At 68.2% G+C, this 11,316-nt stretch carries 10 protein-coding genes; 5 read left to right on the forward strand and 5 right to left on the reverse strand.

Features of this window, described 5'->3' with window-relative positions:
* The 4 genes from ENN83_RS17005 to ENN83_RS13530 all read right to left on the reverse strand — a co-directional run.
* Nucleotides 1-208, reverse strand: a 208-nt coding sequence (locus ENN83_RS17005; RefSeq protein ID WP_349760133.1) for a TRIC cation channel family protein, incomplete at its 3' end; no start/stop codon positions are given.
* Between the two features lie 199 nt (nucleotides 209-407).
* Nucleotides 408-953 (reverse strand): bactofilin family protein, encoded by a 546-nt coding sequence (locus ENN83_RS13520; protein ID WP_287187770.1) that lies wholly within the window; start codon nucleotides 951-953, stop codon nucleotides 408-410.
* On the reverse strand, nucleotides 943-2,286 hold the full coding sequence (locus ENN83_RS13525) for a DUF5930 domain-containing protein (protein WP_287187772.1): 1,344 nt from the start codon (nucleotides 2,284-2,286) through the stop codon (nucleotides 943-945). The genes ENN83_RS13520 and ENN83_RS13525 overlap by 11 nt, the downstream gene beginning before the upstream one ends.
* A 239-nt stretch (nucleotides 2,287-2,525) precedes the next feature.
* Nucleotides 2,526-2,987 carry a peroxiredoxin gene (locus ENN83_RS13530; RefSeq protein ID WP_287187774.1) on the reverse strand — a complete coding sequence of 154 codons (462 nt, stop codon included), beginning with the start codon at nucleotides 2,985-2,987 and terminating at the stop codon, nucleotides 2,526-2,528.
* A gap of 160 nt (nucleotides 2,988-3,147) precedes the next feature.
* Between ENN83_RS13530 and ENN83_RS13535 the strand changes: the two genes are divergently transcribed.
* From ENN83_RS13535 to lpdA, 5 genes are all read left to right on the forward strand, one after another.
* Entirely contained in the window at nucleotides 3,148-6,441 is a 3,294-nt protein-coding gene (locus tag ENN83_RS13535) for an AsmA-like C-terminal region-containing protein (protein WP_287187776.1), read from the forward strand.
* Complete coding sequence (gene queA / locus ENN83_RS13540; RefSeq protein WP_287187778.1) at nucleotides 6,438-7,526, forward strand: tRNA preQ1(34) S-adenosylmethionine ribosyltransferase-isomerase QueA; 1,089 nt, start codon at nucleotides 6,438-6,440, stop codon at nucleotides 7,524-7,526. The genes ENN83_RS13535 and queA overlap by 4 nt, the downstream gene beginning before the upstream one ends.
* A 52-nt stretch (nucleotides 7,527-7,578) precedes the next feature.
* Nucleotides 7,579-8,859: an MFS transporter gene (locus ENN83_RS13545; RefSeq protein ID WP_287187780.1), complete on the forward strand. Its 1,281-nt coding sequence runs from the start codon at nucleotides 7,579-7,581 to the stop codon at nucleotides 8,857-8,859.
* 78 nt (nucleotides 8,860-8,937) lie between these two features.
* The gene (locus tag ENN83_RS13550) at nucleotides 8,938-9,516 is read left to right on the forward strand and encodes a DUF924 family protein (RefSeq protein ID WP_287187782.1); all 579 of its coding nucleotides are present in this window, start codon (nucleotides 8,938-8,940) and stop codon (nucleotides 9,514-9,516) included.
* Nucleotides 9,517-9,554: 38 nt separating this feature from the next.
* Nucleotides 9,555-10,949, forward strand: a complete 1,395-nt coding sequence (gene lpdA, locus ENN83_RS13555) for a dihydrolipoyl dehydrogenase (RefSeq protein ID WP_287187784.1) — start codon at nucleotides 9,555-9,557, stop codon at nucleotides 10,947-10,949.
* Between the two features lie 140 nt (nucleotides 10,950-11,089).
* Here the strand turns inward: lpdA and ENN83_RS13560 are convergent.
* On the reverse strand, nucleotides 11,090-11,316 hold a 227-nt coding region (locus tag ENN83_RS13560; protein ID WP_287187786.1), incomplete at its 5' end, for a helix-turn-helix domain-containing protein.

Consider the following 11,316-nt stretch of genomic DNA (forward strand, 5'->3'; position numbering starts at 1 on the left):
CGGTCGCGGCGCAGACAACACGGTAGAGATTCTGTTGCACCCAGAAGACCGGCACGCCCAGAACCGGATCGCGCAAGGTGCCCCCGCCGATGCCGGTGACCGCGCCCGGAAACAGGAAGCCGATGATATCAAGCTGTTTGCGCGAGACCGCCAGCCACCGGTTGCGGCGAACAGTGCAACGCCTGAGTAATCCGGGAGTCGACCGGATTCATGGATGGGTCTCCCTGTTCTGGGGGCTGTCCGATGGTGGGGACCCTGCGGGACCGAGGCAACGGCCCGCCATGCGCTTCGCGAAAACCGGACCGGGCCGCGCGGGGCCTCTGACGCGGGCAATCCCACCGGTCACGCAAAAGGGCCCCTGCCGTTGCCGGCGCGGGGCGCTTCCTCCTCCCTGAGGATCGTCGGGCTCAGCCCTTGGGCTGGCCGGTCTCGCTGGGTGGGCGCGCAACCGCCGCGCCGTCGCCCAGAACATGCGTGGCCTTCGCCCCGCCGCCGCGCTGGCCGACATTGAGCGGGTCGTCCTGGCGCTGGACCGAGCCCTCGAAATGCGCACCGCTCTCGATCGCGATGGTCTTGTGGATGATGTCGCCCTCGACCCGCGCGGTCGAGGTCAGCCGCACCTTCAGACCGCGCACCCGGCCGATCACCCGGCCGTTGATGACCACGTCATCGGCCATCACCTCGCCCCGGATCGTGGCACTTTCGCCGACGGTCAGCAGATGCGCATGGATGTCGCCGTCGACCGTTCCTTCGACCTGGATGTCGCCCGACGTCTTGAGATTGCCTGTCACCACGAGGTCCGAGGACAGTATCGAAGCGGGCGGCTTGGCCTTGGGCGCGGCCGGAACGGGGCTGTCGGAACCGGTGCGCGGGAATCCGGGCTCGGGAAGCTTCGATTTTTCCGGTTCGCCGGCCTTCGGGCCGGGCTCGTTGATCCTGCTTTTAGAAAACATCTCTGGCTGCCTCGATATAGGTCATGGGGTTGACGGGCTTCCCGTCGACGCGCACCTCGTAGTGCAGATGCGTCCCTGTCGACTGTCCGGTATTTCCCATATCACCTATCACGTCCCCGCGCGAGACCCTTTGACCCTCGTTGACCCGTATCTTGGACATGTGGGCATAGCGGGTTTCCAGCCCGAAATCGTGCCGGATCGTCACCAGGCGGCCATAACCCGACTGCCATCCCGCCTTGACGACGACGCCATCGGCGGTGGCGTGGATCGGCGTGCCGTGCGAGGACGCGAAATCCACGCCCTCATGCATGCTGCGTGCGCCCGTGATCGGGTGGCGTCGCTCGCCGAACGGGCTGGTGAAGCGGTAGGCGGATTTCACAGGCTGGACGAAGGGCAGCTTCTCGGCGGCGATGCGGTAGAGGTTCAGTTCGTCCATCTTGTCAAGTAGGGACCGGGCGCGCAGTTCGTCGGCGGAGGGCGTATAATCGCCCTTGGTCGAGGCAGAGATCTGCACCAGCGGACCGCCCACCCCGCCATAGCCCTGACGCACCCGGTCGATCAGCCGATCGGGCGAGAGTCCCGCGGATTTGAACATCTTTTCCAGCGGAACGACCGAAACGGTCAGCGCCTCTTCCAGCGAGGAGAAGATCTGGTCGTTCCGTTCCGCGACCAGGTCATGCTCGTAGGCCAGCGCTTCGGCCAGTTCCAGCGCGGCAGAGGCGTTGGCGGCGGCGGTGTCGCGCGCGCCTGCGGTTTCTTCCAGCGCGCCGGTCAGGAAGGCGAGGATCTCCCGCACATCTGCTGTGCGCGGACCCTCGGCCATCTCCCCGCCGGGCTCGCCGGCAAGCGTGGCGGCCAGTTCCCGGGTACGGGCGCGGGCGGCGTCGCGCTCGGCCGCGGTCTTGCGCAGGCCCTTTCGCAGCACGTCCATGCCGGTTTCCAGCTCGCGGTTGCGTTCTTCCGAGGACAGCAACTCGGATTGCATCCGCGACACCTCGCCCATGGCCATCTCGAAGCGTTCGCGCGCGGCGGCGGCTTCGCTGGCGGCCTGGTCGCGCTCGGCCGCCAGCGCGTTGATCCGCTCGTCATAAAGGGCCTGCTCGCGCTTGGCCTGGTCGCGCAGGTTGCCCGCGCCGACCTGGTCCATCAGCACGATCGCCGTGGACAGCATCGCCCAGGCCATCACGGTGGCCCCGCCCGCAAGACCCAGAAGCTGGGTCTTCGGCGAGAGACGCAGGAAACGCGTGCTGTGGTCGGTGCGCAGAAAAAGTCTCTGTTCGGGAAGATAGCGCCCAAGCGCCATGTCGATGCGGTGGAGGAAACGCCCCGTCAATGCCTGCACCTCAGCTGCTTATCTTGCTTGATCCGGAGCAGCGGAGCCGCTCCGGACCCCCCGTCACTAACCACCGCATCGCTCTGCCGCAAATTTTTTTTGCTTTTTCTCAAGGGGGCGGCGGCATTCTGGCGAGAATCCGCCGATTTCCGCATCCGATCCGCGGAACACCGCCGGTCGCGTTCTGCCGCTGGTATGGCGTCGGCTGCGGATTCCGTCGGGTCGGCCAGCGCGCGCGCTCAGAGGGCGCGCACCGCCTCCAGAACCGCTTCGGCATGGCCCGGCACCTTCACCTTATGCCAGGCCCGCGCGACCGTGCCCGACCCGTCGATCAGGAATGTGGATCGTTCGATGCCGAAGTATTTCTTGCCATACATCGACTTCTCGACCCAGACGCCGTAGCGCTCGCAGACATCGCTGCCTTCGTCGGAAAGAAGCGGCACGCTGAGTTCGTGCTTGCAACGGAACTTGCCGTGTTTTTCGACGCTGTCCTTGGAGATGCCGAAGACCCTTGCACCCGCCGCCTCGAACTCGGCCAGCAGGCCCGAGAAGGCGACGGCTTCCTTCGTGCATCCCGACGTGTCATCCTTGGGATAGAAATAGAGAACCACGGGGGCAGGGCGCAGCGCCGAAAGCGTGACATCCGCGCCCCCGTCCCGGGGCAGGGTGAAATCGGGCGCGGTCTGGCCGGAGTCGATCATGGGTCTGTCGGTCCTTCGGGTTCGCGGTCCTTCGGTCGAGGGCCTTCGGGTTGGCGGGCAGGCGCCTTGGGTATAGCGTGACGCGTCAGACAATAGGCGCTGCGCGCAGGCAGGCAAGCGGGAGATCCTTCGCCGCGCAGATGCGGTGCGGGCCGTCGGGATGAGCGGTAAAGAGCCGGAGACCAGCGCCGAAGCGCGTGTAATCGAGCCGCACCAGCGGTTCGGCATCTGGTTGCTATTGAGTCTCGGGATGCTGATGGGGCTGGGCGGGCTGGCCGGACTGGCGCTGACCGGGCGCGTGGTCGATCTGCCCGGCTGGGCCACGGCACGGATCGAGGCGCGGCTGAACAGCCAGTTCGCGCCCGCCGAGATGCGCATCGGCGGGGTGGGGGTCATGTTCTCGCGCAAGGCGGTCCCTTCGGTGCGGTTCCGCGATGTCGTGGTGCTCGACGGGGCGGGGCGCGATGTCGCCGCGCTGCCGGTGATCGCGGCGACGATCTCTGCGGCGGGGCTGGCCTCGGGGCGACTTGACGTGACGCATGTGGCGCTTGACGGAGCGGAGCTTACGCTGCGTCGTGCGCCCAATGGTCGGCTCGACCTTGCGCTGGGGCGCACGGGCGCACCGGTCAGCGCCGCGGCGAGCCTGGGAGAACTGCTCGACGAGATCGACCGCGGACTCTCGGCGCCGGGGCTTGTTGCAATCGAGGCGGTCAGTGTCGAGGGGCTGGGCCTGACCTTCGAGGATGCCCGTGCAGGCCGGACATGGATTGTCGAGAACGGGCTGATGACGCTGGACCAGGATGCGGACGAGGTCGCGATCCGGGCCTTCTTCTCGCTCCGGGGGCAGGCCGAGTTACCCGCCGAACTGGCCTTCGATTTCGTCTCTCGCAAGGGAAGCCCCGCCACGAGCTTCGCAGCGACCTTCTCGGACGTGCCCTCGGCCGATATCGCGACGCAATCGCCCGCCCTGGCCGCGCTGGCGGTGATCGACGCGCCGATTTCCGGCGCAATCCGCACCGAGGTCCTTGCCGATGGCAGTCTTGGCCCGCTTGCCGCGGCGCTCGAGATCGGCGCGGGCGCGCTACGGCCCGCAGGGGGCGCGCCGCCGATCGGTTTTGCCTCGGGGCGGTCGGCCTTTACCTACGACCCCGAGGCGGGACGTCTGAATTTCGACCGCATCGCGGTCGATACCGCGATCCTGCGGCTGAGTGCCGAGGGCCATGCCTATCTGCGCGACATGGAGGGTGGCTGGCCCGAGACGCTGGTCGCCCAGCTCGCCTTTCGCGAGGTCGCGCTTGACCCTGATGGGGTGTTCGAGACGCCCGCGATCCTTACCGGTGGCGCGCTGGACCTTCAGCTTCGGCTTTTCCCGTTCACCGCGACGCTGGGTCAGGTCGTGCTGCTGGACGAGGGGCGCAGCTATCGTGGCCGGGGCCGCGTGCGCGCGCTGCCCGAGGGCTGGGATGTCGCGGTGGATGTCACCATCCCCGAGATCGACCGGCAGCGGCTCCTGTCGCTCTGGCCGCTGACACTGGCGCCGAACACGAGGGGCTGGATCGAGGCCAATGTTCTGGCTGGCATTGTCCATGACGGTCGCGCCGCGCTGCGACGCCCGCCGGCGGAGACTTTGCGTGTGTCGCTGACCCATGCCATCCGCGATGCAGAGGTGCAGTTTCTGGACGGGTTTCCCCCGATCCGGCAGGGTATCGGCCATGTCACGATCGACAGCGACCGATTTGCCTTGTCGGTCGAGCGTGGCAGCGTTGCGACGCCCGAGGGCGAGGTGGACGTGGCGGGTTCGACCTTGCAGGTGCCCGACATGACCGCCGATGTGCCGCGGGCCGAGATCGTTCTGCGCACCCGCTCGACCATTCCCGCCGCGCTGTCGCTGATCGACCAGCCGCCGCTAGGCATCGCCAGCGCAGCCGGGATCGCGCCCGATCTTGCCACGGGCGAGGCGCTGATCGAGACCCGTCTGGACATGCCACTGGCCAAGGGGCTGGCGGTCGAGGATATCGGCTGGCGTCTGGCGGGCGATCTGCGTGCGGTCGCCGCTGACGATCTGGTGCCCGGACGACGGTTCGAGGCCGATGCGCTGCGGCTGGAGGCCAGCCCGACGATGATGGCGATTTCGGGCGAGGGGGGCCTGGACGGGGTGCCGCTGCGCGCGGCCTGGGCGATGCCGGGCGGGCCGGGGAATGGCGGGGCATCGCGGGTCGAGGGCACGCTGGAGCTGTCGGCCGCGACAAACGCGACCTTCGGGATCGGCTTGCCCGAGGGAAGCCTTTCGGGGGTTGGGCGGGCAAACTTCTCGCTCGATCTCGATCCCGATGCGGCACCGCGGTTCACGCTGGACTCCGACCTTGTGGGGCTGCGGCTTGCCGTGCCGGAACTGGGTTGGTCCAAACCGGCGGGCAGCGCGGGGCGGCTGGACCTGGCCGGGCGGCTGGGCGAGGCGCCCGCAATCGACAGGCTGCTGCTCGAAGCGCCGGGGCTGTCGGTAACGGGGTCCATCGCGTTGACCGACGGAGGTGGGCTGGACGCCGCGCGGCTGTCGCGGGTGCGGCTGGGCGGCTGGTTCGATGCGCCGGTCGTGCTCAGCGGCCGGGGCGCGGGCCGTCTGCCTGCCATCGCGATCGCGGGCGGCAGGGTCGATCTGCGCGCGCTGCCCTCGGGTGGAGGCCCGGCAGGGCGGCAGGGCGGCGGTGCGGTCGAGGTGGCGCTGGACCGGCTGATCGTCAGTGAGGGCATTGCGCTGACCGGGCTGCGCGGGCGGTTGTCGGGGCAGGGCGGGCTGAACGGCCAGCTGACCGGAACGGTCGAGGGCGGCGGGCCGGTCGTCGCGACGCTGGTGCCCGCCGAGGGCGGCACCGCGGTCCGGGTGCGGTCGGACGATGCGGGCGCGGCGCTGCGGGGTGCGGGCATCTACGGGCGCGCGCATGGCGGCAGGCTCGATCTGGTCTTGCAGCCGCGGGGAGATGAGGGGCATTACTCCGGCCGGCTCAGGATCGACGGCCTGCGCGTGCGCGGCATGCCGGTTCTGGCGGAATTGCTGTCGGCGATCTCGGTCGTGGGGCTGGTCGAGTTGCTGAATGGCGATGGGTTGATGTTCTCGACTGTCGAGGCGCAGTTCCGGCTGATGCCGGGTGCGGTGGAAATCCGCCGGGCCAGCGCGGTCGGTCCGTCACTGGGCATCTCGATGGCCGGGGTCTATGGCACGCGCGAGGGGCGCATCGACATGCAGGGCGTGATCTCGCCGGTCTACATGCTGAATTCCATCGGCTCGTTGCTGACCCGCCGTGGCGAGGGGTTGTTCGGCTTCAACTATCGCCTTTCGGGGGCGGCCGAGGCCCCGACGGTGCGCGTCAACCCGCTGTCGATCCTGACCCCGGGGATGTTCCGCGAGATATTCCGCAGTCCGCCGCCGCGCGCCCGGCAGGAGGCGGGGCAATGAAGCTGTCGGATTTCGATTTCGACCTGCCCGAGGCGCTGATCGCGACCCGGCCCGCGCGGCCGCGATCCTCTGCGCGTCTGCTGGTGGCCGAGGGCGACAGGCTGCGCGATCTGCATGTGCGCGACCTGCCCGACCTGTTGCAGCCCGGCGACCGGCTGGTGCTGAACGATACCCGCGTGATCCCCGCCCGGCTGACCGGGTTGCGCCGGCGCGAGACGGCGCAGGGGCCGGTCGAGGCGCGCATCGAGGTGACGCTGATGGAGCCCGCGCCCGGCGGATGCTGGCGGGCGATGGCGCGACCGTTGAAGAAGCTGAAACCGGGCGACAGGGTGATCTTTTCGGACCGCCTTGGCGCGCTGGTGGGCGCGAAGGGCGACGAGGACGCGGTGCTGGATTTCGACCTCGCGGGCGAGGCCTTCGACGCGGCACTGGCCGAGGCGGGCGCCATGCCCCTGCCGCCCTATATCGCCGCGAAGCGCCCCGCCGACGCGCGGGACCGCGAGGATTACCAGACCGTCTGGGCCGCCCGTCCCGGCGCCGTGGCTGCCCCCACCGCATCGCTGCATTTCGACCAGCCGCTGCTGGCCGCGCTGGCTGCAAGGGGCGTCACCTTCACCCATGTGACGCTGCATGTCGGCGCGGGCACCTTCCTGCCGGTCAAGACCGACGATGTCTCGACGCACCGGATGCATGCCGAATGGGGCGAGGTGACCGAAGCGGCCGCCGCCGAGATCAACGCCACCCGCGCGGCGGGCGGGCGGATCATTCCCGTGGGCACCACCGCGCTGCGGCTGATCGAAAGCGCCGCCGATGAGGCGGGCCGTCTGCACCCCTGGGTGGGCGAGACCGATATCTTCATCCGGCCGGGCTACCGGTTCCGGATCGCGGATGCACTGATGACCAACTTTCACCTGCCGCGCTCGACGCTGATGATGCTGGTCTCGGCGCTGATGGGGACGGACCGGATCCGGCGGATCTACACCCATGCGGTGAATTCGGGTTACCGGTTCTTTTCCTATGGCGATGCCTCGCTCTTGATCCCGGTGCCGCAAGCGGTCAGGCAGGGGTCGCAGACGGGCATCTGAGTCGCGTCGAACTCCCCTGGTCACGGGCCAGTCACGCGAAAGGACGGTGCGCATGTTTCAGGTCTTGGCCAGTTCCTGGGCGCTGCTTCTGGGCATGCTGCTGCTGATGGTCGGCAACGGCATCCAGGGCACGCTGCTGGGCATCCGCGGCGGGATCGAGGGGTTTTCCACCTTCGAGATGTCGATCGTGATGTCGGCCTATTTCGTGGGGTTCCTGGGCGGCTCGCGGCTGGCGCCGGGGCTGATCCGGCGGGTCGGCCATATCCGGGTCTTCGCGGCGCTCGCCTCGCTGATCTCGGCCATCCTGATCCTTTACCCGGCGCTTGCCGATCCCATCGCCTGGACCATTGGCCGGGTGCTGATCGGGTTCTGCTTCTCGGCGGTCTATGTCACCGCGGAAAGCTGGCTGAACAACGCCGCCACGAACGAGACCCGCGGCAAGTCGCTGTCGCTTTACATGATCACCCAGATGGCGGGCATCGTCAGTGCGCAGGGGCTGATCCTGACCGCGGATCCGGCGGGGTTCATCCTGTTCATCATCCCCTCGGTGCTGGTGTCGATCTCGTTCGCGCCGATCCTGCTGTCGGTCAGTCCCACCCCAGCCTTCGAGACCGCCAAGCCGATGTCGCTGCGCAGGCTGGTGCAGATCTCGCCCACCGGGGCGGTCGGCATCTTCCTGATGGGGGGCGTCTATTCGGCGCTCTTCGGGATGGCCTCGGTCTATGGCACCAGCGCGGGGTTGAGCGTGGCCGAGATCTCGGGTTTCATCGCCACGATCTATATCGGGGGGCTTCTGCTGCAATACCCGATCGGCTGGCTGTCGGACCGGATGGACCGGCGCACGCTGATCCTCGGCTCGGCGGCGATCGGCGGCGTGGCGGCGGGTGTCGCGACGGCGCTGGGGGGCAGCTTCGCCGCGCTGCTGGTCGCGGCCTTCGTGATCGGAGGGATGTCGAACCCGCTTTATGCGCTGCTGATTGCCTATACCAATGACTATCTGGAACGCGACGACATGGCCGCGGCCTCGGGGGGGTTGCTGTTCATCAACGGGGTAGGCGCGATCATCGGGCCGTTGCTGACCGGCTGGATGATGGGGCTGATCGGGCCGCAGGGCTTTTTCCTGTTCATCACGGTGCTGATGCTGTCGTTGGCGGTCTTCACCGGCTTCCGGATGACCCAGCGCGCGCCCGTTCCCGTGGACGAGACGGGGTCTTATGCGCCGGTTCTGCCAACCGCATCGCCGGTCGCCGTCGAGGTCGCGGGCGAGGTTGCCATGGAGGCCCAGCAGGACGGGTCCCAGGCGCGCGGCGATGAGTCCGCGGGACGGTCCTGACGGCTTGCGTGCAGGGGCTTAATCTGAAACGATCCCTTGACCGCAAGGGCAGGCACGAAGGGCAGCAGGAGTAGTGGAATGGCGCGCCGCGAGGAGATCATCGAGTTCTGGCTGAACGAGGTCGGCCCCGATGGCTGGTACAAGGCCGATCCGGAGGTCGATGCGGCGATCACCGAACGATTCAAGCCCGACTGGGAGGCCGCCCATGCGGGCGCTCTGCATGACTGGCCGACCAACCCCTCCGGGGCGCTGGCCTTCCTGATCCTGACCGACCAGTTCCCGCGCAACATGTTCCGGGGCGACTGGCGCGCCTTCGCCACGGACGCACTGGCCCGGGCGGCGTCGAAACAGGCGATCGACCTGAATTTCGACACCCGCTGCCCCGAGCCCGAGCGGCAGTTCTTCTACATGCCGCTGATGCATTCGGAATGCCTGATGGATCAGGACCGCTGCGTGCGGATGATGCTGACGCGGATGCCCCAGACCGGCGCAGATAACCTGTTGCATGCCAAGGCGCATCGTGAACTGATCCGCAAGTTCGGCCGCTTTCCCTTCCGCAACGAGGCGCTGCATCGCGGTTCCTCCCCCGAGGAAATCGCCTTCCTTGACGGCGGCGGCTATGCCGCCTGCGTGGAGCAGTTGCGCGCCGCCGGCTAAGGGCGGGCAGGACGGGACCGTCGGACAGGGGGGAAGGGATGACCGTGCGGAATTTCGACATGATCGTGATCGGCGCGGGGCCGGGGGGCTATGTCGCCGCGATCCGCGGCGCGCAGCTTGGCCTGAGCGTCTGCGTGGTGGAACGCGAACATCTGGGCGGCATCTGCCTGAACTGGGGCTGCATCCCGACCAAGGCGATGCTGCGCTCGGCCGAGGTCTTTCACCTGATGCACCGGGCCAAGGAATTCGGGCTGACGGCCGATGGCATCGGCTATGATCTTGATGCGGTGGTGAAGCGCTCGCGCGGCGTGGCCAGGCAACTGGCCTCGGGCGTCGGGCACCTGCTGAAGAAGAACAGGGTCACCGTGGTGATGGGCGAGGCGACGCTGCCCGGACCGGGCCTTGTGTCGGTCCGGACCGACAAGGGCAGCGAGGATCTGGCCGCGCCCGCCATCGTGCTGGCCACGGGCGCAAGGGCGCGCGAACTGCCGGGGCTGGAACCCGACGGCAAGCGCGTCTGGAGCTACCGCCACGCGCTGGTCCCGCCGCATATGCCGAAAAAGCTGCTGGTCATCGGCTCGGGTGCAATCGGCATCGAATTCGCCAGCTTCTTCAACACGCTGGGCGCCGAGACGACCGTGGTCGAGGTGCTGGACCGCATCCTGCCGGTGGAGGATGCCGAGATCTCGGGTTTTGCGAAGAAGCAGTTCCAGAAGCAGGGGATGACGATCCTCGAAGGCGCCAGCGTCCGCCAGCTCGACCGCGAGGCCGACAGCGTGACCGCCCATGTCGAACAGGGCGGCAAGACCGAGAAGATCGAGGTCGATACGGTGATCTCGGCGGTCGGCATCGTCGGCAATGTCGAGGGGTTGGGGCTGGAGGAATTGGGGGTCACGGTCGACCGCACCCATGTCGTCACCGACGAATTCTGCCGCACCGGCGTCGAGGGGCTTTATGCCATCGGCGACGTGGCCGGCCCGCCCTGGCTTGCGCACAAGGCCAGCCATGAGGGCGTGATGGTGGCCGAACTGGTCGCGGGCGGCCATCCGCATCCGATCCGGCCGGGCTCGATCGCGGGCTGCACCTATTGCCATCCGCAGGTCGCAAGCGTCGGGCTGACCGAGGCGCGGGCAAAGGAAAAGGGCTACGAGGTCCGCGTGGGCCGCTTCCCCTTCATCGGCAATGGCAAGGCGATCGCGCTGGGCGAGCCCGAGGGGATGGTCAAGACCGTCTTCGACGCGAAGACCAGCGAACTTCTGGGCGCGCATATGGTGGGCGCCGAGGTGACCGAACTGATCCAGGGCTATGTCGTGGCGCGCGGTCTGGAAAGCACCGAGGCCGAACTGATGCAGACGGTCTTTCCGCATCCGACCCTGTCCGAGATGATGCACGAATCCGTGCTGGATGCCTGGGGCCGCGCGATACATTTCTGACCCACCCGCCGCGGAAAAACGCGAGGGTCTCCGCTACCGGCGATCTGTCCTTGACCGCGGCACGGCGGGCGTCTGGCCGGTGGTGGTTATGGTGGTCCGGCCGAGTTGCGCCGAAAGCGGCGGGGAGGCGCGCGGGGGCTTCAATCGGCCTTGCGGAACGCCGTGGGTGTTGTTCCGGTTCGGGACTGGAAGGCGCGGGTGAAATAGGCTGGCGAGGCATAGCCCAGCGCGGCCGCGATCTCCTTGATCGGGGCGCGGGTGTCGGCCAGAAGGCGGCGCGCCTCGCCGATCTTGCGCTCGGCCAGCAGGTCCGAGGCGCTGCGCCCGCAGGTCTGGTTGCAAGTCCGCGTCAGATGCGTCGACGTCA

The sequence above is a fragment of the Rhodovulum sp. genome, from assembly GCF_011048875.1.
GTDB lineage: Bacteria > Pseudomonadota > Alphaproteobacteria > Rhodobacterales > Rhodobacteraceae > Rhodovulum > Rhodovulum tesquicola.